Source organism: Arthrobacter sp. UM1, from assembly GCF_020483305.1.
Classification (GTDB): domain Bacteria; phylum Actinomycetota; class Actinomycetes; order Actinomycetales; family Micrococcaceae; genus Falsarthrobacter.
Genome location: NZ_JACWAB010000005.1, coordinates 24,282 through 51,034 on the forward strand (window position 1 = coordinate 24,282; position 26,753 = coordinate 51,034).

General features: G+C 67.9%; 23 protein-coding genes. 9 read left to right on the forward strand and 14 right to left on the reverse strand.

What is annotated here, in order from left to right; translation table 11 throughout:
- Positions 1–3 precede the first annotated feature (3 nt).
- From H9I38_RS07425 to H9I38_RS07445, 5 genes are all read right to left on the reverse strand, one after another.
- Entirely contained in the window at positions 4–1,053 is a 1,050-nt protein-coding gene (locus H9I38_RS07425; protein WP_226338138.1) for an ABC transporter permease, read from the reverse strand.
- A 14-nt stretch (positions 1,054–1,067) separates the two neighbouring features.
- Positions 1,068–2,006 (reverse strand): ATP-binding cassette domain-containing protein, encoded by a 939-nt coding sequence (locus H9I38_RS07430; protein ID WP_226338139.1) that lies wholly within the window; start codon positions 2,004–2,006, stop codon positions 1,068–1,070.
- A 151-nt stretch (positions 2,007–2,157) separates the two neighbouring features.
- Positions 2,158–3,414: an MFS transporter gene (locus tag H9I38_RS10975; RefSeq protein ID WP_226338140.1), complete on the reverse strand. Its 1,257-nt coding sequence runs from the start codon at positions 3,412–3,414 to the stop codon at positions 2,158–2,160.
- Positions 3,411–4,058 carry a LuxR C-terminal-related transcriptional regulator gene (locus H9I38_RS07440; protein ID WP_226338141.1) on the reverse strand — a complete coding sequence of 216 codons (648 nt, stop codon included), beginning with the start codon at positions 4,056–4,058 and terminating at the stop codon, positions 3,411–3,413. The genes H9I38_RS10975 and H9I38_RS07440 overlap by 4 nt, the downstream gene beginning before the upstream one ends.
- Positions 4,055–5,332 carry a sensor histidine kinase gene (locus tag H9I38_RS07445; protein WP_226338143.1) on the reverse strand — a complete coding sequence of 426 codons (1,278 nt, stop codon included), beginning with the start codon at positions 5,330–5,332 and terminating at the stop codon, positions 4,055–4,057. The genes H9I38_RS07440 and H9I38_RS07445 overlap by 4 nt, the downstream gene beginning before the upstream one ends.
- 186 nt (positions 5,333–5,518) lie before the next feature.
- Here H9I38_RS07445 and H9I38_RS07450 point away from each other — a divergent pair, with 186 nt between their 5' ends.
- The 4 genes from H9I38_RS07450 (at position 5,519) to H9I38_RS07465 (ending at position 8,710) form a co-directional block, all read left to right on the forward strand.
- Positions 5,519–6,571: an ABC transporter permease gene (locus tag H9I38_RS07450; RefSeq protein ID WP_226338144.1), complete on the forward strand. Its 1,053-nt coding sequence runs from the start codon at positions 5,519–5,521 to the stop codon at positions 6,569–6,571.
- On the forward strand, positions 6,568–7,308 hold the full coding sequence (locus H9I38_RS07455; protein WP_226338145.1) for an ABC transporter ATP-binding protein: 741 nt from the start codon (positions 6,568–6,570) through the stop codon (positions 7,306–7,308). The genes H9I38_RS07450 and H9I38_RS07455 overlap by 4 nt, the downstream gene beginning before the upstream one ends.
- 50 nt (positions 7,309–7,358) lie before the next feature.
- The gene (locus tag H9I38_RS07460) at positions 7,359–7,859 is read left to right on the forward strand and encodes a hypothetical protein (RefSeq protein WP_226338146.1); all 501 of its coding nucleotides are present in this window, start codon (positions 7,359–7,361) and stop codon (positions 7,857–7,859) included.
- 188 nt (positions 7,860–8,047) lie between these two features.
- On the forward strand, positions 8,048–8,710 hold the full coding sequence (locus tag H9I38_RS07465; RefSeq protein WP_226338147.1) for a hypothetical protein: 663 nt from the start codon (positions 8,048–8,050) through the stop codon (positions 8,708–8,710).
- 86 nt (positions 8,711–8,796) lie between these two features.
- Here the strand turns inward: H9I38_RS07465 and H9I38_RS07470 are convergent, their stop codons facing one another.
- The 7 genes from H9I38_RS07470 to H9I38_RS07500 form a co-directional block, all read right to left on the reverse strand.
- Positions 8,797–10,194 (reverse strand): glycosyltransferase 87 family protein, encoded by a 1,398-nt coding sequence (locus tag H9I38_RS07470; protein ID WP_226338148.1) that lies wholly within the window; start codon positions 10,192–10,194, stop codon positions 8,797–8,799.
- A 2-nt stretch (positions 10,195–10,196) separates the two neighbouring features.
- A complete protein-coding gene (locus tag H9I38_RS07475) occupies positions 10,197–11,396 on the reverse strand; it encodes a glycosyltransferase (RefSeq protein ID WP_226338149.1) in 1,200 nt (399 codons plus the stop codon).
- Positions 11,397–11,579: 183 nt separating this feature from the next.
- Complete coding sequence (locus tag H9I38_RS07480) at positions 11,580–11,732, reverse strand: hypothetical protein (protein ID WP_226338150.1); 153 nt, start codon at positions 11,730–11,732, stop codon at positions 11,580–11,582.
- 27 nt (positions 11,733–11,759) lie between these two features.
- The gene (locus tag H9I38_RS07485; RefSeq protein WP_226338152.1) at positions 11,760–11,951 is read right to left on the reverse strand and encodes a hypothetical protein; all 192 of its coding nucleotides are present in this window, start codon (positions 11,949–11,951) and stop codon (positions 11,760–11,762) included.
- 436 nt (positions 11,952–12,387) lie between these two features.
- Positions 12,388–12,864 (reverse strand): hypothetical protein, encoded by a 477-nt coding sequence (locus H9I38_RS07490; RefSeq protein ID WP_226338153.1) that lies wholly within the window; start codon positions 12,862–12,864, stop codon positions 12,388–12,390.
- A 166-nt stretch (positions 12,865–13,030) separates the two neighbouring features.
- Positions 13,031–13,636, reverse strand: a complete 606-nt coding sequence (locus H9I38_RS07495) for a histidine phosphatase family protein (RefSeq protein WP_226338154.1) — start codon at positions 13,634–13,636, stop codon at positions 13,031–13,033.
- Complete coding sequence (locus H9I38_RS07500) at positions 13,637–15,097, reverse strand: CCA tRNA nucleotidyltransferase (RefSeq protein WP_226338155.1); 1,461 nt, start codon at positions 15,095–15,097, stop codon at positions 13,637–13,639.
- 110 nt (positions 15,098–15,207) lie between these two features.
- Here H9I38_RS07500 and H9I38_RS07505 point away from each other — a divergent pair, with 110 nt between their 5' ends.
- The 5 genes from H9I38_RS07505 (at position 15,208) to trxA (ending at position 21,067) form a co-directional block, all read left to right on the forward strand.
- Complete coding sequence (locus tag H9I38_RS07505; protein ID WP_226338156.1) at positions 15,208–15,735, forward strand: NUDIX hydrolase; 528 nt, start codon at positions 15,208–15,210, stop codon at positions 15,733–15,735.
- A 60-nt stretch (positions 15,736–15,795) separates the two neighbouring features.
- Complete coding sequence (murJ, locus tag H9I38_RS07510) at positions 15,796–17,685, forward strand: murein biosynthesis integral membrane protein MurJ (RefSeq protein WP_226338158.1); 1,890 nt, start codon at positions 15,796–15,798, stop codon at positions 17,683–17,685.
- 66 nt (positions 17,686–17,751) lie between these two features.
- A complete protein-coding gene (locus tag H9I38_RS07515; RefSeq protein WP_226338159.1) occupies positions 17,752–19,500 on the forward strand; it encodes a hypothetical protein in 1,749 nt (582 codons plus the stop codon).
- Between the two features lie 127 nt (positions 19,501–19,627).
- On the forward strand, positions 19,628–20,575 hold the full coding sequence (gene trxB / locus H9I38_RS07520) for a thioredoxin-disulfide reductase (protein ID WP_226338161.1): 948 nt from the start codon (positions 19,628–19,630) through the stop codon (positions 20,573–20,575).
- A gap of 165 nt (positions 20,576–20,740) precedes the next feature.
- Positions 20,741–21,067: a thioredoxin gene (gene trxA / locus H9I38_RS07525; protein ID WP_226338163.1), complete on the forward strand. Its 327-nt coding sequence runs from the start codon at positions 20,741–20,743 to the stop codon at positions 21,065–21,067.
- A gap of 1,454 nt (positions 21,068–22,521) precedes the next feature.
- Here the strand turns inward: trxA and H9I38_RS07530 are convergent.
- Together H9I38_RS07530 and H9I38_RS07535 are read right to left on the reverse strand one after the other, a co-directional pair.
- A complete protein-coding gene (locus tag H9I38_RS07530; protein ID WP_413463536.1) occupies positions 22,522–23,859 on the reverse strand; it encodes a ParB/RepB/Spo0J family partition protein in 1,338 nt (445 codons plus the stop codon).
- 1,853 nt (positions 23,860–25,712) lie between these two features.
- Positions 25,713–26,615, reverse strand: coding sequence for a ParA family protein (locus H9I38_RS07535; protein WP_319002217.1), 903 nt, complete (start codon positions 26,613–26,615; stop codon positions 25,713–25,715).
- Positions 26,616–26,753 lie beyond the last annotated feature (138 nt).

The following is a 26,753-nucleotide window of genomic DNA, read 5'->3' on the forward strand; positions in this document are numbered from 1 at the left end:
CCTTTAGACGTCGCGCTTCTTGGCGACGAGGAGGCCCGCGAGGAACACGACGAAGGACTCGATGCAGAGCCACATCGCGGCGATGTTCCAGGAGATATCCTTGGGACCGCCGTCTCCGCCCGGGGTGTCCAGTCCAATGGAGGAGTCTTCCACCGCACCCATGATGTTGCCGAGCCTGTTCGGCAGGAAGCGGGCGGCGTCGGCCACCCAGTCCAGCTGTCCGGCCATGAGCGCGACAATCGGCAGCGCGAAGAGAATGCCGATGATGGTGCAGATGCCGCCCGCGGAGTTCCGCAGAAGCAGGCCGAGCCCGAAGCCCATGATGACGATGAGCATGACGTACACCGTGTTCATGAGGATCACGCGCATGACATTGCCCTCGCCGAGACCGTAGTGGAGCCGCGGATCGAGGAGAGCCTGCCCCACGAGATAGGAGACGAGCATCGCGGCAAAAGCGACCGCGCCCGCAAGAATCGTGGCGACGAGCAGCTTGGCCACAATGGCGCCGATGCGCTTCGGCGCCGCCGTCATGGTCGACCGGATCATGCCGGTGCCGTACTCGCCGGCGATGACGACGACGGAGAACGCCGCGAAGATGAGGATGCTGAAGAAGATGCCCCTCATCGGCACGCTGTAGGCGATTTCCTTGACGGACTGGATCAGCTCGGCCTGATTCGCCGAGGGAAGCTTGTCCAGGCCTTTCTCCTGAAGGATCTTGACACTTTCATTGGGGACGAAAGCGAACAGCGCCGCCATGCCGACGGTCAGCACGAACGCGATGCCGAGCAGCCAGTACGTGCTCGCGAGCGAGAAGATCTTGATGACCTCACTGCGGACCAGCTTGAAGAAGCCGACCTTGTGGTCTGCGTACTTCGACCGGAACTCGCGGACGCCACCCTCTCGCGCGTGGCTTTCGCGGCCGGCAGGGCGGTTCTCCACTGCAGTGGCGCCGGCCGGCTCAGGGGCCGCTGCGCCGTGAGTGGTGTGAGCGGCCCGGCGCGGCTCGGCCTCGTGGCCTCGGCCGCCCGGGGTGCTGCCCTGGGGAGGAGTCATGGAGTGCGACATGGTTACTTGGCCTCCTGCGCGCCGTGGATCATGTTCGGATTGCCGGACTGGTACTCGACGGTGTTCTGGGTGAGGCGCATGTAGGCCTCCTCGAGGGAGAGCTCGCGCGGCGTCAGCTCGTAGACGAAGACGCGGCTGTCGAAGGCCGCCCGGGCGACCTCGTGCCCCGTCACGCCGGCCACCTCGACCGTGTTGTGGTCAAGCTGCTTGATCTGTGCCCGGCTGCCCGCGAGGGCCTGGGAGAGCGCCTCGACGTCGTCGGTGCGGACGAGCGTGCGGACCTCGCCCTGCCCGGAGATGATCTCGTTGATCGGGCCCTTGGCGATGATCTCGCCGCGGCCGATGATGACGAGGTCGTCCGCAGTCTGCGCCATCTCCGACATGAGGTGGGAGCTGAGGAACACCGTGCGGCCCTCGGAGGCGAGGAAGCGGCAGAGGTTGCGGACCCACGTGACGCCCTCGGGGTCGAGGCCGTTGACGGGCTCGTCGAAGATGAGCGTCTTCGGGTCGCCGAGCAGTGCGGAGGCGATGCCGAGGCGCTGCCCCATGCCCAGCGAGAATCCGCCGACCTTGCGCTTGGCCACGCGGTCCAGGCCGGTCATGGAGATGACCTCGTCCACGCGGGAGTTCGGGATGCCGTGCGTCGCGGCCATGGCGCGGAGGTGGTTCCGCGCGCTGCGGCCCGTGTGGACGGCCTTCGCGTCGAGGAGCGCGCCCACGGTGGAGAGCGGGGAGGCGCTGTGGGTGTAGGGCTTGCCGTCGACGAGCGTGCGGCCCTCCGAGGGGGCGTCGAGCCCCAGGATCATGCGCATCGTGGTCGACTTGCCGGCGCCGTTCGGGCCGAGGAAGCCCGTGACGCGGCCGGGACGGGCCTCGAAGCTGGCGTTGTTCACCGCCAGCTTCGAGCCGTACCTCTTGGAGAGGTTCTCTACCTGGATCATGGTTCCCCTGTCCTTGCGTGGGTTGCGGATCGGGATGGTGCTTTCAGTCTAGGAAGGCGAGGAAACGCGTGCGATCGCCCGAGGGGCGGATATTTGCGGCTCTGCCTCGAGCCCGGGTCATCCTCAGGGATGACCCAGGGGCGCGCCGGCGTCAGCTCCGGGCCGCCGTCGTCGCCCTGCCCGAGGGCGGCCGCGTGACCGGAGCCAGAAGGAACGCCGCGAGCACGGGGAGCGCGATGACGCCGAGCGCGGGGCGCACGCCCCACTGGTGGCCGAGCCAGCCGATGACCGGCGGCCCCAGGAAGAACGCCCCGTAGGCGATGAAGGAGACCGTGCTGACGCGCGCGGCGGCGCGGGCGGGCTCGTCCGAGGCCGTGGAGATGCTGAGCGGGAACCCGAGGGCCCCGCCCACGCCCCAGAGGAACGCGCCCGCGGAGAGGAGCGCCGCGTTCGGCGCGAGGACGAAGAGCACGAGGCCGGCGCAGCACACGGCCAGGCAGACGCGCAGGCTCGGCACGCGCCCCCATCGGTCCACGAGCCGCGTTCCGAACCAGCGCGTGAGGGTCATGGCGACGACGAACACGGAGAACACGAGCGCCGCCTCTGACTCGGAGGCCCCGAGGCCGTCCGCCGCTCCCTTGGCGACCCAGTCCATGGCGGCTCCCTCGGTCAGGGCGCAGGCGAAGGCCACCACGCCGATGAGGAGCGTTCGGCCCTCCCGCCAGGGGCTCTTCACAACGCCGGACTCCGCCTCGGACCGCACCCCCTGCTTCCCGCCGGCGGTCTCGGCCGGCACCGACGCCTCCGGCACGGGCTCCGCGGACTGGTGGGAGTCCAGGAACCGCGGCGTGACGGCTATGACAGCAATCAGGCATATAACGCCAATAGAAATCAACCCGACGGGGATCGGGACGTCTGCCGCCGCGAGACCCGCTCCGAGGAGGCCACCCGCCACCGTTCCCAGGGAGAACCCGGCGTGGAAGCGAGGCATGACCGTCCGCCCCAGGCGGTGCTCCACGTCGGCCCCCTCGACGTTCATCGAGACGTCCCAGAAGCCCAGGCCGCAGCCGAGGACGAACAGGCCCGCCCCGGCGAGCGCCGGCGATGTCGCCCACAGGGAGAACGAGAGCAGAACCGATCCCGCCAAGGCGGTGATCGAGCCGATCCGCGTGGCCCAGCCGGTCCCGAGCCGGGGAATGAGGCGGCCCGCCCGGGCCATGGAGACGAGCGACCCGAGAGCCAGGCAGAGAAGCAGGAGGCCGAGCTGGTCCGGGCTGAGCCCGAGCCGGCTCGAAACGCCTGGAATCCTCGCCGTCCACGAGGTCAGGACCAGCCCGTTGCAGACGAAATGGATGAAGACCGCGGGAAAGGCGCGCTCCGGGCTCGTCACACGCTCCGCACTTCTCACACGACCCCCTCCTCCCGCAGGGCCGCGACCGCCGCCGTCCGGTTCGTCGCCCCGAGCTTGCGGTAGATGTGGATGAGATGGGTCTTCACCGTGGCCTCGGAGATGAACAGCTCCCGCGCGATCTGCCGATTGCCTGCGCCCGTCGCGAGCAGCCGTCCCACCTCGAGCTCCCGCTCAGAGAGCAGGGGCGCCGCTGTCTCCTGCGAGCGCACCGCCGTCGCCAGGGCCACCGCCGCCTTCGGCGCGTAGTACTGCCCGCCTGCCTGGACGGTCCGCAGGGCCTCCGCGATGACCGCCGGCTCCGAGTCCTTGAAGAGGTATCCGCGAGCGCCGGCGTCGATGGCCGCCACGACGTCCGCCTCAGCGTCGAAGGTGGTCAGGACGATCACCTTCTCCGGCGCCCCCGGCTTGGCGATGGCCCGCGTGGCCGCGATCCCGCCGAGCTCGGCGCTCGTGGAGGGCATGTTGAGGTCCATGAGGACGATGTCCGCCGGCTCGCCGGAGTCCCTGAGCCGAGCCGCCGCCTCGACGGCCTCCGCGGCGGTTCCGGCCTCGGCGGCGATCTCCACACCCGGAAGCGTGCCGAGCAGGGCGCGCACGCCCGCCCGGACGATGGGGTGGTCGTCTGCGAGCACGATCCTCATGCCTCGAGTCCTTCCTGCTTGTGCGTCTCGGCGCCCACCGGGATCCGGACGTTGACGGCGGTTCCCTCGCCGGGCTCGCTCTCGACGACGAGCGCGCCTCCGAGCCGCTCCACCCTGTCCCTCAGCGAGGACAGCCCGAATCCGGGCACGACGGCGGAGGGGGTGAAGCCGCGGCCGTCGTCGACCACGTCCATCGCGAGGACTCCGGGGTCGGGGGACCCGAGGGTGATGACGGCGCGGCGGGCTTCCGCGTGGCGGACCACGTTGGCCGCGAGGGAGGAGGCGGCCAGCACCACGAGGCGCCGGACGGCGGGGTCCAACGGGACGGCGGCCGCCTCGCGGGGGCGCTCGTCCCGGATGAGGAGGTCGAGCCGGCCCACGCCGACTCTCTCGATGGCGGCGCGGATGGCGTGCTCGAGCGAGTCGTCCTGAGCGCGCGGGCCGAGGGCCGCTGAGCCGCGGACGATGTCCCTGGCTTCGGCGAGATTGGCGGAGGCGAGCTCGAGGATGCGCTCGAGCGCCGCGCTCTGCGCCGAGGCGGAACCGCTTCCCGGCGAGGCCTCGGCCGCGAGCCCCGCGCGGGCGGTGAGCACGATCGCGTTGAGGCCCTGCGCGAGGGTGTCGTGGATCTCCCCGGAGAAGCGCTCCCGCTCTGCGGCCACCCCCGCTGCGTGGTGGGCGGCGGCGAGCTCGGACCGCGCCGCCTCGAGCTCGGCGAGCGCGCGGCGCTGCTCGAGGGAGTCCCGCACCAGCGCCTCGTAGACGATGAACACCACGACAGCGAAGCCTGCGCCGATCGTGGGCCCCACGACGGCCCCCGAGGCAAGCTGGCCCGAGGCTCCGAACGCCGCCACGAGCAGCGCGAGCAGGCCGGCGATGCCGAGGACCCCAGCGCCGAGCGGCCTCACCAGGTGCAGCACCACGAAGAAGAGGGGGAACGCGCAGTACGCGAAGCCGGCGTCGTGGAAGACGAGGACCGCCCACAGCAGCACCACCGCCGCGAGCCAGCTGACCCAGTGCCGGGCCGGGATGACCGGCCGCGCGCCGTATCCCGCGCGCACCGCGAGCCGCCGCTCCACGGCCGTCCCCGCCACGTACACCGCCGCGAGGACAGCGGAGACCGCCACGACGGTCCAGCGCTCAGCGGGGCCTCCGTGCGCGACGACGAGGTGCTGCACCAGCGCGAACCCGAGCAGCACGGCGAACGCCACGTGCACGCCGACGCGCAGGCCGCGGACGAGCAGATCGGTGGCGGAGTCGGGCGAGGTCCTCATCCCTCCAGCCTAGGGGCCTCGGCTCTCGCGCGCGCCCGTCAGACCAGCCCCCGGACCTGTCCACGCCCCGAGGCTCCGCCCCGCTCAACCGTTCGGTTGACCCAAGATCAACCCGCTGCGGGATCCCGCGGAACCGCCTGGAAGAGGAGTCTTGAAGAGTCACATCCCCTCGGTCCAGGAGGAATCATGCTGCTCGCTCGCCGCGATGCCGCGTTCGCATGGGGGCGCTTCGCCCTCGTCGGAGGCGTGATCGCCCTGCTCACGCTGCTCGTCTCCCTGCTCTCCGGCCTCACGGCCGGGCTCGGCTCCCAGTCCACCTCCGCCCTCGAGGATGCCGGGAAGAACGGCGTCACCCGCGTGCTGACCTCGGGCGAGAACCTCGGCCTCTCGACCGTGACCGCAGACCAGGCCAAGGCCGCCGAGGCGGACGCCTCCCGGGACGGGAAGCAGGCTCTTCCGCTCACGGTCGGCATGACCCGCCTCGAGCGCAAGGGCGCCCCGTCCACCGAGACGCCGCACCAGGCGGCGGTCTTCGCCGCGCCGCGCACCTCCTCCTGGGCCGCGAGCGTCCCCGAGCAGGGGCTGGCCCTTCCGGGCGCGCTCGCCGGGGAGCTCGGCGTGAAGACCGGGGACACGGTCCTGGTCAACGGCACAGAGATGACCGTCTCGAAGACCGACGCCCCCGAGACGAGCTACGCCCACGCCCCCGTCGTCGGCCTCCCCGAGGCGAAGGCGCGCGAGGTCCTCCACACGGAGAACGCGAACGCCCTCCTCACCGACAGCGACTCGCTCTCCGTCGACGGCCTCACGAGCCGAACCGTCAAGGACTCCTTCAACGCCATCCCGGGGTACCGCTCCGAGCACGGCTCGCTCCTCATGATCCAGGTGATCCTGTACGTCATCGCGGGGCTCGTGGTGGCCGCGTTCCTCACGATCTGGACCCTGCAGCGCACCCGCGACCTCTCGCTGCTGCGCGCCCTCGGCGCCTCGGAGGGCTTCCTCTTCCGGGACGGCCTCGCGCAGGCGGCCATCGTCCTCATCGGCGGCACGCTCGTCGGCGGCCTGGCGGGCTGGGGGCTCGGCGCCCTCGCCGCGAGCGCCGTGCCGTTCGCCCTCACGCTGCAGGCTCTCGCCCTGCCGGCCGTGCTGGTCCTCGCCGTCGGCTTCCTCGGCTCGCTCGGGGCAGTCTCCCGCGTCCGCACCGTCAACCCCCTCGCCGCTCTCGGAGGCAACGCATGAGCACCGCAGTCACCGCTCCCCAGAACCGCGCCTTCTCCGCCCCGGCCCTCGAGCTCGACGACGTCACGCTCGTCTACCCCGACGGCGCCTCCACCATCACGGCCGTGGACCACGCCTCGCTCACGATCGCCCGCGGCGAGTTCGTGGGCCTGACCGGCCCGTCCGGCTCCGGCAAGTCCTCGCTCCTCGCGCTGGCCTCGGCCCTCCAGAAGCCCTCGAGCGGGCGGGTCGTCGTCGACGGCGTGGACCTCAGCACCCTGCGCACCAAGCGCCTCCTCGAGGTCCGCCGGGAGAAGATCGGCATCATCTTCCAGCAGCCGCAGCTCATCAACTCGCTCACGGCCCGCGAGCAGCTCCTCATCACGGACGCGGTCCGCGGGGCCAAGGGCCGCTCCGCCAAGGAGGCCGCGGCCCGCAAGGCGGCTGACCTCCTGGACCGCGTGGGCCTCTCCGCCCAGATGGACCGCCGCCCCGCAGAGCTCTCGGGCGGACAGCGCCAGCGCGTCAACATCGCCCGGGCCCTCATGGGCGAGCCGTCCGTCCTGCTCGTGGACGAGCCGACGAGCGCGCTGGACCAGGAGCGCTCGGCCGCCGTCGTCGCCCTCCTGGACGAGGTCACGCGGGAGTTCCGGACGGGCACGCTCATGGTCACCCATGAGACCGAGACCCTCGGCGCCGCGGACCGCGTCATGGAGATGCGCGACGGCGTGCTGCGCGGACCGATCACCCTGGGGTGATTCTGCGATAACTTAAGACGGACGTTTGTCTCTTCTCGAATCGAGGCTTCATGTCCGCCGCCCACATCGCGCCGCAGCGCAGCCCCCGCCCGCGAACAGCAGCCCGAGCGGTCCAGGTCTACTGGGCCTCGCTCGGGCTGCAGGCTCTCTCCTCCGTGCAGGACCTGCTCAACCTGCGCGAGCTCGCGCGGATCGAATTCGAGGCGGCGTCCAAGGATCCTGAGATCGCGCAGCTGGGGCTGACCCCGGACCTGGTGGAGGCGGTGCTCCTCGGCTCCTCCCTGTTCAACGCCGCACTGACGGCGGTCCTGCCCGTGCTGTTCGTATGGCTGTTCGGACGCGGACGGGCGTGGGCGCGGATCGTCCTCACGGTGTTCGCCGTGTTCGCCGTCGTCTCGATTCCGGTCCAGCTGCTCTCGCTTACACCCGCCTCCGCCCTGTCCACCGCGGTGTCGGCCCTCGGGTTCGGCCTCTTCGCCGGCGCCACGGCACTCGCCTGGAGCAGGGAGGCCTCCGCCTGGCTCAAGGACTCACAGGCCGGTTCGGCGTGAGTCATCCGGCGTGAGCCAGGAGACGGTGAACGCAGGGTATTTCAAAAATGAATTCTCTCGGCAGTGAGGCCCGGATCTCCCCCTTTGGTCGGATATTCGCGGCCCTGGTGGAATGCGGAATTCCATTGCCATAGGGTAGAAGACAGGCTTACCGCTTGTTTTCATCATCCACACTGAGAGGCACGACAATGTCTGACTCCCTGAACAACCCGCGCAACGAGGACCTCAACGGTCGCCAGGAGGGCTTCCCGCAGGCTCCCAGCCATGAGGGCCAGGGCGGGTTCCCCAACGCTCCGCAGGGCGACATGAACCACCAGGGCGGCCAGTTCGCGGGCCAGCCGGGCTACGGCCAGGGCGGTTTCGAGAACGGCCAGCCCGGCTACGTTGATCCGGCCGTGGCGCCGAAGCAGCACCGCACGAGCGTCATGCTGTACGTGGCCTCGCTGGTGCTCAGCCTCATCTCCGGCATCATCGGCTTCTCGATGCTGGGCGACCTCTCCCAGCAGGTGGCCCAGGATTCCGGCGGCCAGGTGACCACCGAGCAGGCTCGGGGTGTCATGACCGCCGCCCTCGTCGGCGGTCTCCTTCTCGGCCTCGTGCTCAACGGCATCTTCATTCTGTTCTGGGCCAAGGGCCACGGTTGGGCGCGCATCGTCCTCACCGTCCTGGCGGTTTTCACCTTCTTCGGCCTGTTCTCTCAGTTCGGCCAGCTCGGCAACCAGCCGGTCAGCTCCATCCTCTCCATTCTGAGCGGACTTGCATTCCTCGCCGCCACGGTCATCGCCTGGCTCCGCCCCGTCTCGGAGTGGCTGAAGGCCAAGAAGGCCGCCAAGTTCCAGGCCATGCGCTGATCTCCTGCTGAATCCAGCACCCGAGAGGGCCCCGCTCGTTTCCGAGCGGGGCCCTCTTTCCTTGTCTCAGTCCGAGGCGTCCTGCCTCAGGCCGCCTTCGGAGCCGGCCGCGCCGCCTCCCAGACCACCACGTACGCACAGAGCGCCAGCACCGCGGCCACATGCGCCACCACCGCCAGCGAGTACACGCCGTCGGGAATCGCGTGCTGCGACTGAACGCCGGGAGTGCTCCACTTCGCAAGCGCCTCCCACACGGCCCACCAGTGGAGCAGCTCCACGACCTGCCAGGCGATGAGCCACCGCCACGGAATGCCGGCGAGCGCCGCGAGCGGCACGAGCCAGATGACGAACTGCGGCGAGTAGACCTTGTTGGTCAGCACGAACGCCGCCACCACGAGGAAGGCGAGCGCGGCCGGCTGCACCCGCTGCGGAGCCTTCCACGCGAAGACCACGATCCCCGCGAGCGCCGCCAGGAGCAGCGCCATGCCCGCCGTGTTGATGGCGCCGGGGCTCATCTCGGGCAGGCCGCGAGCCCGCGCCGTGAGGTTGTAGACGAACCACACCGAGGAGAATCCGGCCTCCCGCTCCCGCGAGAAGGAGAGGAAGTAGGACCACGCCCCGAAGTCCCGCACCATCGCGGGCACGTTGACGGCGAGCCAGGCGAGGGCGGCCGCCGCCGTCGTGATCCCGAAGCCCTTCCAGTCCCGCCGGGGGCTGTCCGAGCGGAGCGCCCCGAGGAACACCACCCCGAGCAGCAGCAGCGGGTAGAGCTTGAACGCCGTGCCCAGGCCGATCATGACGCCCGCGAGCGCCCAGCGCCGCGCCACCACCGCCCACAGCGCAACCGCCGCGAACAGGACCGCATAGACGTCCCAGTTGATGTACACCGTGGCGATGACCGCGGGCGAGAGGGCGACGACGGCGCCGCGCTCGAGCCCCGATCCCCAGCGCGGCCGCTCCGCGGCGGTCCCGCGGAAGGCGCCCTGGGCCCGGAGCCGCTCCGCTGTCGCGGCGGTGACGAGCACGAGGGCTCCCCACGCGATGGCCGCGAGCACGGCGTTGATCTCGAAGAAGAAGAGGGTGCGGCCGGGTGAGTCGCCTCCGCCCGGCGTGAGGAAGGCGGTCAGCCCCGCGAACAGCCCGAGGAGCACCGGGTACTCGACCCGGGCGCCCGGGGTGATGAAGGGGAAGACTCCGTCGTCGAGACCGCGGCCCGTGAAGATGACGGGCCAGTCCGAGTAGCAGGCGCGGGAGAAGACGTCCGGCGAGCCCCAGTTGATCCCGAAGCAGGGCTGCTTGACCGCGTAGGCCAGCAGGGCGGCGAGTGCCGTGAGGAGGACGAGGACCCTCCGGTGCGTCAGCCAGGCGAGCGCGCCCGCCGTGCGCCCCGCGAACCGTCCGCGGGGGCCGCCGGCGAGCTCCGAGGCGTCCGTCCAGACGCCGTCCTCTGGCACCGGCTCGTGCGTCTCTGCTGTGCGCGCCATGCCTACAGCCCCGCCGCGACTCGATAGGACTGCAGCGTGAACATGGCCGTCCGCTGCCACCCGAACGCGCGGGCGTGGATCGGGGCGGCGTGGGTGAGCTGCTCGCGGAGCGCGCCGTCGGCGGCGATGCGGACGATCGCGTCCGCCCACCTCTCCGGGTCGTGATCCGGCAGGAGGAGCCCGGTGCGGCCGTCGCTCACCGACTGCGGCAGGCCCCCGACCTCCGCCGCGATGACCGGCGTCCCGCAGGCCTGGGCCTCGAGGGCCACGAGACCGAAGGACTCCGCGTACGACGGCATGGCGACGACGTCCGCCGCGCGGTACCAGTCCGCGAGCCGGCGCGCCTCGACGGGCGCGTGCAGGCTGACGCGGTCCTCGAGGCCGAGCTCGGCGATGCGCCCGGCGAGATCCAGCTCGCCGGCGCCCGAGGCCGCTCCCACGATCGAGAGCCTGATCGGCGCGGTCTGCGGGATGCGGGACATCGCCTCGACGAGCACCTGCGGACCCTTGAGCCGCTGGATGCGGCCGGCGAAGAGAACGTGGAACTCCTCCTCCGCGACGCCGAGGCGGGCGCGGGCCTCGCGGCGGCCCTCCGGCGTGAAGACCCCCAGGTCCACGCCGGGCGCCACGATGTCCACGCGGTCGGGATCAGCCCCGTAGAGCTCCTCGACGTCCCGGGCTTCGGCCCGCGTGTTGACGATGAGGCGGGCAGCCCGCTCGATGAGTCCGCGCTCGGCGCTCGCACGGCCGTCCGGCTCCGAGGGCTCTCCGGAGCCTCTGCCTCGCTCCTTCGCGAGCGCGAGCGTGTGCATCGTGTGGAGGAGAGGCGCGCCCCAGGCCTCGGCAAGGCGCTCGCCCGCGAGCCCGGACAGCCAGTAGTGCGCATGCACCACGTCATACGGCCCGAATCCCTGCGCGAGCACGGCCTCCGCGAACTCGCCGGCGTGCGCCGCCAGCTCCGTCTTGGACGCCTCGGGGGCGACGTCGAGCGAGACCACCCTCGCTCCCGGGGCAAGCTCGGTCACTCCCGGACCGGTCTGCGCGTCGGCTCGGGTGAAGATGTCGACGGCGACGCCGAGGGCCGCCAGCTCACGCGCGACGTGCGCCAGGTACACGTTCATGCCCCCCGCATCGCCGGATCCCGGCTGGTGGAGCGGGGACGTGTGCAGGGAGATGAGGGCTGCGCTCCTCACCGACGTCATCGATGCCCTTCCTCTCTGCGCCCGGCGCGGCCGGACGCGGGTGTCCGCCTCGGTTCCGGGCGGTCCGAACACGCAGAACCCCCACACCTTGACCTTACAGGCGTGGGGGTTCTGTCTCCGGTGCCGCCGCACGGCCTCGCTGTCATGAGGTCCGCGTGCGGCGCTGTGCCGCGGGGCACGGGTCTACCGGAGGTTGAACGGAACGGCGCTGCCGTGTCCGTGCGAGCCGCGCGCCCAACGGGCGTGCTGCTCCCGGACCTCCTTCCGCTGGCGATCCCGCTCAAGGGCGGTCTCGGCAGAGGTCTCTCGGCGGCCGAAGCTGAAGAACGCGGGCATGGGGAACTCCTTCTCTGAATCGAGGTCTCATCGGATGGTCGAGGCGGGCGAGGTCAGCGAACCGGCCATGACGAACTCGCCTCGGCCGGGCTTGCTGGTGGCGCGCGAGGGCTCGGCGAAGCCGCAGTGCACTGCGGCGGAGTGGTTCGTCGAGGGGCGGGCGCCGTCTCGGGTGACGGGTGCGGGCTGGGGAGCAGTGTCCGTGTGATGGAGCTGCACGAGTGTTCTCCGGTTCAAAAGTTCTGTACACAGGGCCCGTGTGGGCGGGAGGCGGATACCCCGTGATGACGCCGGAGCTGGTCTCAGACCGGCGTGGAGGGGAGTCCGCTGGCTCGGAGCGCCGGACTGAAGAACCGGCGCGGCGTGGCTCTGCTAGGAGGCCGTCCGAGCGGAGGCGAGGAGGTTGAGCGCATGGGCTGCGCCTGCGAACGACCGCGGGCGAATGCGCTGTCCTGTCCACTGCGTGTGCATGGTGAGGATTCCGGTGTTCATGTGTCTCGCCTCCTTTCCCTGTGAGCCCGGGCAGATTCCTCTGCCGGGGAGAGCTTTTGATTGAGAACTGTCAACCAATGCTTCGACTGTACCCGGCCAGGGCGAGGAAGTACAGCGAATTCAGAGAAATGTGGCGGATGTCAAGCCGGGTCGTCTGCCCGGATCAGCTGTCCCTGACCACTGTGACGAAGTCTTCGCAGACCACCCGCCGGGTGTCCGCCCCGCCTGAGCTGGCCATGGTCTTGAACTGCACCTGCTCGTCCCCGCCGGCCTTGACGGCGAACAGGTGGGAGGCCGTGCCGAAGACGGCTCCGTTGTCTCGGTTGGCCACGGTCACGGAGACGCTGTAGTGGCTCGTGTAGCGGGTCTTGTTGCGCAGCGTTCCCGTGAAGGTCCAGGCGCCCGAGGAGTCCACCGTGCACTGGACGTCGTGGAGATCTTCATCCCCCACCTCGGCGGCATGCTGCTCCTGCTGGGCCTTCTTGTACTCGGCCGAGGTGCGGGCCGCGGAGCCCTGCGAATCGCCCGAGGACTGCACTGCAGAGCAGGCCGAGACGGAGAGCACGGAGACAAGGCAGACGAACGCCGCTCCGATGCGTCTCGGAGCGGAGTGGAACGCAGTGTGCACGGCCGCTGACACGGATTCCCTCCCTGGTCTCCTCGAGGTGCGGCCCCGGGCGTTCACCCGGGAGTCATCCCAAAGTATGACTCGGGAGGTTGGGATTTGCCTGCAAGCCAGCCGAGGCCCCCGTGTGCACCGGGAAGGAAGCGGACCGCGCAGGTCCGCCACCGCTTCAGTCCGCCCCTCAGAGCCCCCAGCCCTGGATCGCGGGATCTCGCTTGTCCCAGCCGAGGTGGCAGAGGCGCGCCGTCTCGAGGAGGAAGTTCCGGCCGTGGACCGGATCCAGTCCGATCCACCGCGCCGCGAGGATCCGGGAGAAGTGTCCGTGGGCCACGAGGACGGCGTTGCCGCCTTCCGGCACCTCCGCCCGGACCCGCTCGATGATCCGGTCCGCCCGCGCGCCCACCTCTGCGAGCCTCTCCCCGTTCGGCACGCCCGAGTCCCAGAGGACGTAGGAGGGGTTCTGCTTGCGCAGATCCGCGCTGCGGAGGCCTTCGTAGTCTCCGTAGTCCCACTCGCGGGCGTCGTCGACGATCTCCGGCTCTCCGAGCCCCGCGAGCTCCGCCGTCCGCCGCGCGCGGGACATCGGAGAGGAGAGGACGAGGTCGAAGTGAAGGCCCATCGCGCGGATCCGCTCACCGGCCTCCTCGGCCTGGCGCACGCCGGTCTCCGTGAGATCGAGGTCCGTGCGACCCGTGTACTGGCCCGACTTGGACCATTCCGTCTGCCCGTGCCGCAGCAGCCAGAGGGAGGGGTAAGCGGGGATGCCGGGGTTGGGGTGGTCGTTCATCTAGGACTCCTTCTCCTGCCTGTCCTGCTCCTGCGCTTCCGGCTGCTCGGCCCACCAGGCCCGCAGGCGGCGCGTCGCCTCTTCTTCTCCGAGCGGGCCCTCGTCCAGGCGCAGCTCCAGCAGCCAGCGGTAGGCGCGCCCCACCAGGGGACCCGGCCGGAGGCCCAGCAGCGCCATGATCTGCTCGCCGTCCAGGTCCGGGCGGATGGCGGCGATCTCCTCCTGCTCGGCGAGCTCGGCGATCCGCCGTTCCAGGTCGTCATAGGCGGCCGCGAGGCGCGCCGCCTTGCGCTGATTGCGCGTGGTCACGTCCGAGCGCGTCAGCCGGTGCAGCCGCTCCAGCAGGGGCCCCGCATCCGTGACGTATCGGCGCACGGCGGAGTCCGTCCAGGACTGGTCCTTGTAGCCGAAGAACCGCATGTGCAGCTCCACGAGCCGAGCGGTGGCCTTGATGGTCTCGTTGTCGAAGCGCAGGGCCCGCATCCGCTTCGTGACGAGCTTGGCCCCCACGACGTCGTGATTGCGGAACGTCACCGCCCCCGAGGGCTCGAACCGGCGGGTGGCCGGCTTGCCGACGTCGTGCATGAGCGCCGCGAAGCGGAGCACGAAGTCCGGGCCCGGCACGGGGCCGTCCGCGTCCGTCTCGAGGTCCGCCGCCTGGCGGAGGACCGTCAGGGAGTGCTGGTAGACGTCCTTGTGGCTGTGGTGCTCGTCCGTCTCGAGCTTGAGGGCGGGGATCTCCGGGAGCACCTGGTCGGCGAGACCGGTGCGGACGAGGATGTCGATCCCCGTGGCCGGGTCCGCGCCCTTGACGAGCTTGACGAGCTCGTCTCGCACGCGCTCGGCGGAGATGATCGCCAGCCGCTGCGCCATGGCCGTCATGGCCGCCTCCACCTCCGGCGAGATCTCCACGCCCAACTGGGAGGCGAAGCGGGCGGCGCGCATCATCCGCAGCGGGTCGTCCGAGAAGGAGTCTTCCGGCGCTCCGGGCGTGCGCAGGGACTTCGCCGCGAGGTCCCGGACGCCGCCGAACGGGTCCACGAGCTCGAGGGAGGGCAGGCGCAGGGCCATCGCGTTCACGGTGAAGTCCCTCCGGAAGAGGTCGTCCTCCAGCGAGTCCCCGAACCGGACCTCCGGCTTCCGCGAGTCCTCCCGATAGGCCTCCGCCCGATACGTGGTCACCTCGATCTGAAGGCCGGACTTCGTCAGGCCGATGGTCCCGAACTCCCGGCCGATCTCCCAGACGGCGTCCGCCCAGCCGGAGACGACGTCGAGGATCGCATCCGGCCTGGCGTCCGTGGTGAAGTCCATGTCTCCAGAACTCCGGCCCAGGAAGAGGTCCCGGACGGGCCCTCCCACGAGGGACAGGGCATGACCCGCGGACTCGAACCGGCGGCCCAGCTCGTACACCACGGGCGGGAGAAGGTCTTCGTCCGCCGCCATCTGGAGAATGTTCGCCATAGTCCTCTCAGTCTTTCATCTCGCCCCCGGACCGCGTGCCCAGTCCGCACGGCTCCTGACTGTGCAGGCGCACAGAGGCGGCCTCCTGGCTCCCCGATAGAGTGGGACGCATGCACAGGCCTCACTCGACACCCAAGCGCACGCCGCTCACGGTGTTCCGGGGGCTTTCCCTTCCCCAGCAGGCGCCGAACAGCTCCGGCGCGGTGGACGAGGTCTCGGCCGGGGGCATCGTCATGAACTTCGAGACGCCCACGCTGGACGTCGCCGTCATCGGACGCCTCAACCGGGCCCGGCGGCTCGAGTGGTGCCTCCCCAAGGGCCACCCCGAGGGCCGCGAGGACCTCCAGGCCGCCGCCGTTCGCGAGATCGCGGAGGAGACGGGCATCCTCGGCGAGATCCTCCAGCCGCTCGGCAGCATCGACTACTGGTTCTCCGCCTCGGGCCGGCGCATCCACAAGACCGTGCACCACTACCTGCTCCAGGCGGTGGGCGGGATCCTCACCACAGAGAATGACCCGGACCACGAGGCCGTGGAGGTCGCCTGGATCCCCCTGAGGGACCTCGGCGCCCGGCTCTCGTTCCCCAATGAGCGGCGGATCGCAGACCACGCCCGCGCCGTCCTGCCCCAATACCTGTGATGCCGTGCGCGCCGGACCCCCGGATGTCCGCACCCATCTCGATTTGATTGAATGCACGGTATGACTGATCCCTATGCGCCGATCTCGGGCGGCCGCACTCTGACCGACTGGACGGGCGGCTCCGACTCCCGTTTCGGCCTGGACGAGGACGCCGCGGGAGAGACGCGCGGGCGCACCGGCTCCCGCCGCGCCGGATGGGTCGTCCCGGAGCAGGGGGAGAAGGCCGCGGGCGCCGCGGGAGAGGCGAGCGGCGAGACGGACGGCCAGACCGCCGGCAGCCCTGCCGAGGAGCCGTCCGGGGCCCGCGCCGTCCGGTCAACCCGTGCCGGACTCGTCATGGCCTCGGGCACAGTCGCCTCCCGCGTGCTCGGCCTGGTCCGCACCGTGGCCCTCGCAATGGCCATCGGCGCCACCGGACACATCTCGGACATCTGGGATCTCGCCAACGTCCTGCCGAACCAGATCTACGGCATGATCGCCGGCGGCGTGTTCAGCGCCATCCTCGTCCCGCTCATCATCCGCGCCTCCAAGGCGGCGGACCGGGGCGCGGACTACCTCTCCCGGCTCACCACGCTCCTCATCACCTTCCTCGCGATCGCGACGACGCTGACCACGCTCGCCGCCCCCTGGATCATCAAGGCGATCGGGCAGGGGTACAGCCCCGCGCAGGCCGCCGTCGCCACCCAGCTCGCCTACTTCCTCCTGCCGCAGATCTTCTTCTACGGCATGTACGCGATCCTCGGGCAGATCCTCAACGCCCACGAGTCCTACGGCCCGTTCATGTGGTCCCCGGTGCTCAACAACCTGATCGCCCTCGCCACGCTCGTCTTCTTCATGGTCATGTTCGGCGCGGAGAAGAACGGGATGCACCACACGCTGGAGAACTGGTCCTTCCAGAAGAGCCTCGTGATCGGCCTCGGCTCGACCCTCGGCATCGTGGCCCAGGCCGTGGTGCTGCTCATCCCGCTGCGCAAGCTGCGGCTCGGGCTGCGGCCCAACTTCAAGTTCCGGGGCGTGGGGCTCCGCCATGCCGCCAAGCTCGCCGGCTGGACCGCCGCCACAATGGTCATCGGCAATATTCCGTTCTTCGTATATAACCGAGTCGAAGCAACAGTCACGAGCTACCGCGACACGCTCCAGGACAAGTCGCAGGTCATCGCCGGCGCCACGGCGCTCAACAGCGCCTCGCTCCTGTACGTGCTTCCGCACGCCGTCATCGCCGTCTCGCTCGCCACGATCCTCGTGAACCGCCTCTCTCATGCGGCGGCCGACGGCGACCACGCCCGCCTGGCCAACACCCTCAACGCGGGCCTGCGGACCCTCGGCCTGCCCATGATCCTCTGCTCAGCCGCGATGATCACGGTGGCCGGCCCGCTCGGATTCGTCTTCGCCTCCGGCGTGCCCCGGGCGGGAGCGCTCATCGGCATCGCCACGATCATCCTGGTGTTCTCGGCGCCGGTGTACTCGGCCTCGATCTTTCTCGGCCGCACCTTCTACACGCTCAACGATGCGAGGACGCCGTTCTTCATCGCCCTCGGCGTCGCGATCTTCGCCATCGGGATGTCCTTCGCCGTGTACTTCGTGCATCCGGAGCACAGGATCTTCGCCATCGCCCTCGTCACGAGCGTGGGCAATGGCCTCGGCTTCCTCGCCAACCACTTCTTCCTGGTTCGGATGCTCGGCTCCTACCGCCTCCGGACGGTCTTCGACGCGTGGTGCAAGTACACCGTGGCCGCCCTGGTGGCCTCCGTCTTCGGCGTGGGCCTCATGTGGCTGCTCGGCGGCTACGGGGAGGGCGGCTTCGCCTGGAGCGGCATCCTTCCCGCCCTCGCGTCCTGCGCGCTCGTCACGGTGCTCATGGGGCTCGTCTACCTCGGCATCCTCAGGATCTGGAAGACGCCTGAGCTCAACGACGTGCTGAACCCTCTGCTCTCGAAGCTGCGCCGGTAGCATAGGGGGAACAGCGTGCGCTCTCTTCCCCGTCACGGGCGCCCGTCTCACGGAAAGGCTTGATCTGTGACCAACTCCCTCGAGGTCGGCTCAATCATCGGCGGCCGCTACAAGGTCACCGGGCTCATCACCTCCACGTCGGACGGCGATGACGTCCTCTCCGGTCTGGACCAGGTGCTCAACCGCAACGTGAGCATCCTCGTCGCCTCCAAGCGCAATGCCAGCCAGGCGTCCCAGTCTGGCCGCGAGCTCGCCACGGGAGAGCGCCACAGCCCCATCCAGGTGCTGGACATGGTCATCACGGACGGGCGCCCCGCTCTCGTGACCAACCGCGCACGGGCGGACGAGCTCCTGGAGCTCCTCGTCAGCCAGGATGCGCCGTACGTGGAGCCCTTCTTCACCGAGTCCCTGGGGTCGGAGATCTTCGGCCAGAAGCGGGAGGCCACCCCGCAGGAGGACGAGGAGTGGGACGAGCACTATTACGACGTCGAGAGCGAGCGCCCTCTCATCGACCTGTCCTCGATGTCGGAGCGGGCCCGCGCTCGCGCCGCGGAGCGCGCCGTCGCCCGTGATGCCGCCGCGGCGCAGAAGGCTGAGGCGGCCCGCGCCAAGGAGACGGAGCAGAGCCGCGCCCGCGAGGCGGAGAACGCCCGCTCGCGCGAGGCGGAGAGCGCCCGTGAAGCGGAGCGCCCTCGCGTTGATCAGACGGAGGACCGCCGCTCCGCAGGACGGGGATACGACGACGAACGCCCGGCGCACCGGGACGCAGACCTCTCCAGCGCAGCGCCCGCAGCCGCCAAGCGCCCTTCGGTCCGCCCGCTCGGTCCCGAGGACGGTTCCTTCACTGATCCGGACGCCACCCGCAGCCATCCTGTCGCTCGTCCGGAGAGGGACTCTCATGAGCCCTCCCGCGTGGAGGACGCTGCCTCGACTCGCAGCGGGGCCCAGGAGCGGGGACGCCCCGGTGCCGCGGCCATGGCAGGCACGGCTGGACTCGCCGGCGCCGGCGCGGCCGCTGCCTCGGCAGGACGCGGTGGCCGCACCGGCCGTGAAGACCGCTTCGAGCAGGACGGCCGCCGGGACCGCCGGGCGGAGGCTGAACGCAGGCGCCCCGTGGCTGAAGACGAGGCAGGACGGCGGGGCCGCGGCTCCTACGCCGAAGACGGGGGCGAGGACAAGCGGGGACGCTTCTTCTCTCGCGCGCTCGTCGGCGTCCTGCTGGCCGCGCTGCTTCTGGGAGCGGTCTTCCTGGCCGTGACCCAGTTGAGCACGCTGTTCTCGAAGAACGGGGACACGTCCGCCAAGGACTCCGGTACCAGCGCCTCGCAGAGCGCCTCGCCGTCGCAGTCCGCGAAGCCGGGGCCGAAGCCGCAGATCTCCGAGATCCAGCGCCTGGTGCCCAGCAACCCCACCCTCGACGCGGGCTCGGACGGCACGCTGGGCCGGATCATCGACGGCAACAAGCAGAGCTCCTGGGGATCGCTCGTCTACACGAACCCGCAGTTCGGCAACCTGACCCAGAACTTCGCCCTCGTGTTCAAGCTGAAGGACCCCGCCTCGGTGAAGTCGTTCAACCTGAGCCAGCAGTACGGCAGCGGCGGCGCGTTCCAGGTCTACGTGAACAGCCAGCCCAGCCTCGAAGGCGCCACGCAGGTGGGCCAGGGCGGCTTCACCTCGGACCAGGTCAAGGTGAACCTCAAGGACAACCAGAAGTCCCAGTACGTCATCATGAACGTGACCGAGCTGCCCCGCCTCAACGGCGTCCAGGCGCAGTACCCGTGGGGCATGGTCATCTCCGAGGTGACGCTGGACTAGCCCGCCCGGCGTCGCGCCTGCCCGCGGGGGCGGGAGGGTGCGGCCGCGCTGACCGAGAGCCCGGGGAATACGGTTCCCCGCCTCGCTGTTGTGAGAACCTGACACGATCGAGAGAAAGGCTCATTGAGTGAGCGCTGAGACCACTGACAAGATCCACGATGTCGTCATCGTCGGCTCCGGTCCCGCCGGGTACACCGCCGGCATCTACACGGGCCGCGCCAACCTGAACCCCGTCATCCTCGCGTCCTCCGTCAAGGCGGGCGGCGAGCTCATGAACACCACGGACGTGGAGAACTTCCCGGGCTTCCCGGAAGGCATCATGGGTCCGGATCTCATGGCCAACCTGGAGCAGCAGGCTGAGCGTTTCGGCGCGCAGATCGAGTTCGAGGATGTGGTCGAAGCCGAGCTCGAGGGCGAGGTCAAGACGCTCACCACCGGCTCCGGGGACGTCTACAAGGCGCGCGCCGTCATCATCTCCACGGGGTCCGCCTACCGCGAGCTCGGCCTGCCGCGCGAGAAGGAGCTCAGCGGCTACGGCGTCTCCTGGTGCGCCACGTGCGACGGCTTCTTCTTCAAGGACCAGGACATCGCCGTCATCGGCGGCGGCGACTCGGCGATGGAGGAGGCACTCTTCCTCACGAAGTTCGCCCGTTCCGTCACTCTGGTCCACCGCCGCAACGAGTTCCGCGCTTCCCGTGTCATGGTGGACCGCGCCACGGCCAACGAGAAGATCCGCTTCGAGCTCGACGCCGAGGTCGCGGAGATCCTCGGCGAGAACAAGGTCGAGGGCCTCGTTCTGCGCAGCACGGTGGACGGCTCCACGCGCGAGCTGAACGTCACCGGCATGTTCGTGGCCATCGGCGCGGACCCCCGCACGGATCTCGTCAAGGGCGTTCTCGACCTCACCCCGGAGGGCACCATCGCCACCCAGGGCCGCTCGTCCAAGACGAACGTCTCGGGCGTCTTCGCTGCGGGCGACGTTGTCGATCCCACCTATCGTCAGGCCATCACCTCCGCCGGCTCTGGCTGTGTGGCCGCGATCGACGTGGAGCACTTCCTGGCAGACCAGAGCTGATCTCCCTCCGCTGTGCGCGGAGGAGAGTTGAGCCTCGGGGAGGGGTCCGGAAGACTCGTGGAATCCGTCGGACCCGTTCCCTCCGAACCTACGACGACGGCGCACGCAGAACCGGGCCGTCCGAACAGATGTTTTATGAATACTTTTGAGGATAAGGAGCAGACGATGAGCGCAGCACGCGACGTCACGGATGCAGATTTCAAGGCCGAAGTCCTTGAGAACGCGAAGCCCGTCATTGTGGACTTCTGGGCCGAATGGTGTGGCCCGTGCCGCAAGGTCGGACCGATTCTCGATCAGATCGCAGAAGAGCATGCGGAAAAGGTTGATGTTGTGAAGGTCAACGTCGACGACAACCCGGCAACCGCCGCTCAGTTCGGGATCACGTCCATCCCTGCAATGTTCGCCTTCAAGGACGGAGAGGTCGTGGCCCGTGCCCTCGGCGCCAAGCCGAAGCAGGCTCTCGAGCAGGAGTTCGCGGCAGTTCTCTCCTGACTCTGATGCTCTGACACGAGCACACCCAGGGGACGGGTCGAGGTTTAAGCCTCGGCCCGTCCCTTTTTGTTCTCAAGACCTGGCCTCGCGTGATCTGGCGTTTCACGTGAAACGGGCCCTCGAAACGAGGGCGGGCAGCTGTCTAATGTCTAGTGGCTCCTGGCAGCTGTCACTCTCTGGCCGATGATGTACACGCGCCCGGACACCCAAACATGCGTGGGCCCGACAAGATGACCACCCAGGCACTCGATGGCCATGCTCTCCCCACAGAGAGGGCAAACGCGGACGAGGTGTGCGCAACAGCGGAGACATGAACAAGGTCCACACTTCTCACGCCGTGGGGAACTTCGCGACTTGTCGTGTAGCGGCACCCTGAGCGCCATCCGAGGGCTAGCGGATTTACAGCATCGCAACCTCCCACTTTTCAAGTGCACGAAGATGAAACAGATCTGCGCGATGGTACGTACGTGAGCCCAGCGATCTTCTCGCCGCACAAGCCACTGCCCGGTTTCACGTGAAACGGTGGTGACCCCGCGCAGATCGAAGGTCGTCTATGAGCGGTGACAGTTTGCCGTGCCCCTCGAGACGTCGTCACGCTGGCACATACGCCCAAAGAGGCGGGACCTGGCTTCACCAGAGTGTGTTCACTCTGCAACCCCGCGCGCCAGTAGACGGGGGGGGTGAGCTGCCCAGAAGCACCGCGCCATCATGTGAGCGAACGACTTCCATCCGGATGCAGGCTCCCCTCTCAGCCAAAGCCGCAGCTCCCGATGACCGCAGAGGGGAAGAGGACCAAGACCTGCTCCGATTCATCGAGAACAGTGCTAGTTACCGCAGGCGCTTTCACGTGGAACGCACCCCTGTCATCTCAGCGCTACCGAACGCGATGATGGGGCACGTTGGATCACATCCAGCGCTAGGCCGAGTTCTACACAGCGCTATCCACACTGTTGACAACTGAAATAATGCGTACTCTCGATGGGCTTTATGGATAATGGTGATGTTCTACGTGAAACACATGACGCGGCCATGCTTCGAACAACGGATAAGCAATAGCGTCCGGCATCGAGGCAGCAGACGAGGGCAACGGAGGACTCGACCGAGTCCCGACCAGGAGTCCAGTGTCCGCCACTAGAGCGACACAGGTGACTCTGGACATGCACAAGCTGCATGAGGCAGACAAGGCAAAGCACGCACGGCACTCACATACGCCGATTCGATGCCCGCCTTGCCTGCCGACAAAAACCCTGAGACAGAGAGGTCAACGCCAGAACTCAGAGCGGCACTGGGGCGTTGCCCCATCGATGCACACCAGCGGTCCTTTTGTCCTCAAGCCCTTGATGACAGCGAACCTACGAGACACGCGTTCCACGTGAAACACAGTCACGGGCAGCTACACATAGAGAAAGGGCGACGCCTCCACAGAGAGGCGCCGCCCAAGAGCGAAACCAGGATCACTCGTGACTGATGATGTCCATGATTCGGTTCAGATCTTCGACCGATGCAAAGTCGATCTGGACCTTGCCCTTCCGCGCCCCCAGCGTGATTTTCACATTGGTATCAAGGCGATCCGACAGCGAGTTCGCCAGGTAGTCGAGACGCTCGTGCCTCGGCGTCTCTCGCTTTGGCTTCTTGTTGGGATCCGGCTGACGCAACGCGTCCTGTTGTGCAACCAGTTCCTCTGTCGCGCGTACAGACAGTCCCTCGTTGACAATCCTCTGGGCCAGCTCAACAACCTGGGACGGATCGCGGACACCGAGAAGGGCACGCGCGTGGCCGGCTGAGATGCTTCCAGCAGCAACCTTCAGCTGCACAATGGGCGGAAGCTTCATCAGCCGAATCGTGTTCGAAATCTGAGGACGGGAACGGCCAATCCGCTGTGAAAGCTCCTCCTGCGTACATCCAAACTCGTTGAGCAACTGCTGGTATGCCGCGGCTTCTTCCAACGGGTTCAGCTGGCTCCTGTGAAGGTTTTCAAGGAGAGCATCACGGAGGAGATTGTCATCCGTCGTCCGGCGGATGATCGCGGGAATACGCTCCAGTCCTGCCTGCTGCGTCGCTCGCCAACGACGCTCACCCATCACCAGCTCGAAGTCGGCAGACCCCGATTCGTCAGGGCGGACGACGACAGGCTGAAGGATTCCAATCTCGCGAATCGAGTGGACGAGCTCGTCCATCTCCTCTTCATCGAAGTTCGAACGCGGCTGCTTGCTGTTCGGCCGGATCGAGGCAACTGGAATCTCTGCAAACGTCGTGCCCGGCACCGGCATCAGTTGCTCGTCTGTCCCCAGGTCAGCGTCTCCCGCCCCAGGAGCATGTTGCGCACTGTCCGATGCAGGCTTCGTCGTCTTGGACCGCTCACCGGCCACAGACGCTCCGTGAGCGTCCTCGGAGGACTGAGAGGACCCACGGGCGGGTCGTGCCTCTTGGGAGCTGTCCTGAGGGCCCTGAGAGGTCTGAGTAGTCGACCCGTCCGTCCGAGTCGACTCCGGCGCTAGCGTCTCCTCAGTTGCTCCCGCCTCCTGCGGACTACGCTGATTCTTCTTCCGTGCTGTAGGCGTCTGCTTGGAGACGCGTAGCCGGTCCAGATTGATTCCGCTAGAGCTAACCTCTTCGGCGGCCTCAATCTCCTCTTCGGAGCGGCCGGGTGTGAAGAAGAAGTCAACCGGTCGGCCAGCCCTGGAACGAGGGGTTCGCCCGCGCGTTTCACGTGAAACGGAACCGCCCCCTCGAGCGGCGTCCCGGCCCTCGGAGGTGGCCTGTTCATCCTTTTTCAGGTCAACAGCAGACATGGATTTGGTGGCCCCAACGTCGTCCATGGCCTTCTCGCCTTCACTAGGACTCGAGGAGTTCCCTTCGCCGCTCCTGCGAGACGGCTTCTTGGCCCGATTCGCCTGGCCCTTCGTCTTCGAGCCAGCTTCCGGCGATTCGTCTGAGCCGACGGAGGAAGCCGGTGACTGTCCTGCGGAGGCTGCCTTGGCCTTTTCGGCAGCTGCTCTGGAGATCCGATCCGCGGCAGCCATGGTCGATTCGCTTGGTGTGACTGTCTCTTCGTCACCAGCGACGCTTGCGCTGCTGGGGATCAGGGCCCCGAGCCCCCGTCCGAGACCACTACGACGGCGTTCACTCATGAAGATCACTCCAGCTGTTTCACGTGAAACGGACACACGTGTCCGTGAAGGAAGTCGTTAATCATTTTAGGGCCTCTTTGGGCGACGTGGGCGCGAAGCGAACGCTCTGTGGACAACCTAGGGCAGGCGTCTCTCCGGATTGCAACCTAAGTGACTAGCTGCGTGCTTATTCATCCACCTGGAAATTTGTAGGGGGTCAATGCCCAGCTCAACGTCATGCTCCTTTCGCTCGGAGAAGGTCCACTTCAGGTGCGGCAGCGCATCTACTGCAAGGGCCGTTCAGACTCCGCTCCTCTGGCGACACAGCTATGAGGTCGGGACTCGGGCGACGATGACGGATTCCTACGCTACGCAGGCTCGAGGTATGGATGCTATCCAGATCTCCTACTTCACTGCACTGTGCCGGCATCCTCCTGGTTCCTGTCCTCATGGGCTACTCGACCTGGCAGTACAGCGCGTGTTTCACGTGAAACGTCGTCCTGCACCTCAGCCCCCTGCTCGTATGAACTCTCTTCTGCCGATCCCCAGTAGGTGCGACACCTCCTGGGCATGCGAGAGACCGCTCTCGGGTTCGACAAGTTCCCTCCCAGTCGCCGCGACAACGATTCCCTACGTTGTAGCTTCAGCAATTTGAGCTGTCGTAGAGACTCGACACAGCGGATTCAGTAAGAGGACCGCGCTTCTAAGGGTGATTGTCGCTCACTGCGTGCGCCTGAGTGCTGCACTCAGAAACTCCTATCTTCAAGCGCCTTTGGCCGGCGGCCAGAGGGTCGTTTGCTCCTCAGCTGCGGCTTTGAACTGAGAACGTGCCTTCGGGTGGGCATAGCTTTGGCATCGGTGAGTGAATGTCTTCCGGACCCTCTCCTCTTGTCCAGCTGGAGGGCCGGGTTTTCTATCCGTCACCAGAGCGGCGCGATGACCCGGCATGAGTTCCTCCGGACCTATACGCGCCTCCGCCTGCTATCCAGGCTCAGCCACGTTGCCGCGGTTCTCAGGACCGAGCTGACGTATGCCTCTACTCGACACTGTCGCGCTAGAGCGCGAAGGGGAATAGTCGCCGCCCACCTTCGGCACCCGTTGTGATCACTTCGGCGTTTCACGTGGAACGCCGTCCTCGGTCCAGGCAACGTTTCACGTGAAACGCTGCCAGTGAAGCAGAAGATTGGTTCGTTCAGTGGCACAGTCTGGAGAAGACCAACTTAGTTGGGTTGCCAATCATCCCGGGATGCCCCGAAATTGAGCAAACAGACCTCCTACCCAGCCACTGAGGAGTCACATCAGATCGACGAAGCCTCTCCAAGACCCTCGCGGACAGCTATGACGACCGGGCTACGCTCCACACGACGCCAGCACGCTCGATGCGCCGCACACTGTTCTCGCACAAGCGGAGTCAACCGCGGGCTCACACATGCAACCCTGCAGACCTGGGCAACGTGGAAAGGGACTCGTATATGTGTTTGCCTGCTCGTCGCCTGTTGGCCGGCCCCCACCTCCCCCAGGGGAGAACGAGCATTCTAAGCCGGCCGCTTCGCGCCCTTCTTGGCGATTTCCGCGGCGGCCTCCTGGTAGGAGAGAGCACCCGTAGAGCTGGGGTCATACGAGATCACCGTCTGCTGATAGCTCGGCGCCTCTGAGATGCGTACGGAGCGAGGCACAACAGCCTGCAAGACCTCATTAGGGAAGTGTTCACGCACTTCTTGCGCCACCTGGGCCGCCAGGTTGGTTCGGCCGTCGTACATCGTCAGCAGAATCGTAGACACGACGAGCTCTGCATTCAGATGCTTTTGGATCATGGCGATGTTGTTGAGCAGCTGGCTCAGTCCCTCGAGGGCGTAGTACTCGCACTGAATGGGGATGAGCACCTCTCGTGCGGCCACGAAGGCGTTCACCGTGAGAAGGCCAAGGCTCGGGGGGCAGTCGATGAAGATGTAGTCAAGCCGCGGGAGCCCCTGCTCTTCCCGGTACTCGGCATACTGATCGATTGCTCGCCGAAGACGCTGCTCTCGTGCCACGAGGGACACCAGTTCGATCTCCGCTCCCGCAAGATGGATCGTTGCCGGGGCGCACACGAGCGACTCGAGATCCGGGCACTGTTGGACCACGTCGGCCAATGGCATGTCGTCAATCAGAACGTCGTAGATGCTGTCCACGTCGGCATGGTGCTCGATGCCCAAGGCCGTCGATGCGTTGCCCTGCGGGTCAATGTCCACCACCATGACGTTCATGCCGGCCTTGGCCAGGGCAGCCGCGATGTTCACGGTCGTCGTCGTCTTGCCGACACCGCCCTTCTGGTTGCTGATGGTGAAGACACGGGTGTTCTCCGGCTTGGGCACCGGCTGCCCCATGAGCTTCTTCCTCCGCTTGTTCTCACTGGCGAGCTGCCGTGCAAGGGGAGTCGAATCGTCCATCGCTTCCATGAATTCCTATGCCTTCCATTCAGGCGTGAGAGCAGAGTCGTCGTCGCCCACCCATGTTTCACGTGAAACATGCGATGTACGACGGCGCCTCAACTCCCTTTGGTTGATAAAGCCGCAATGCACCCACACAAGGGGATG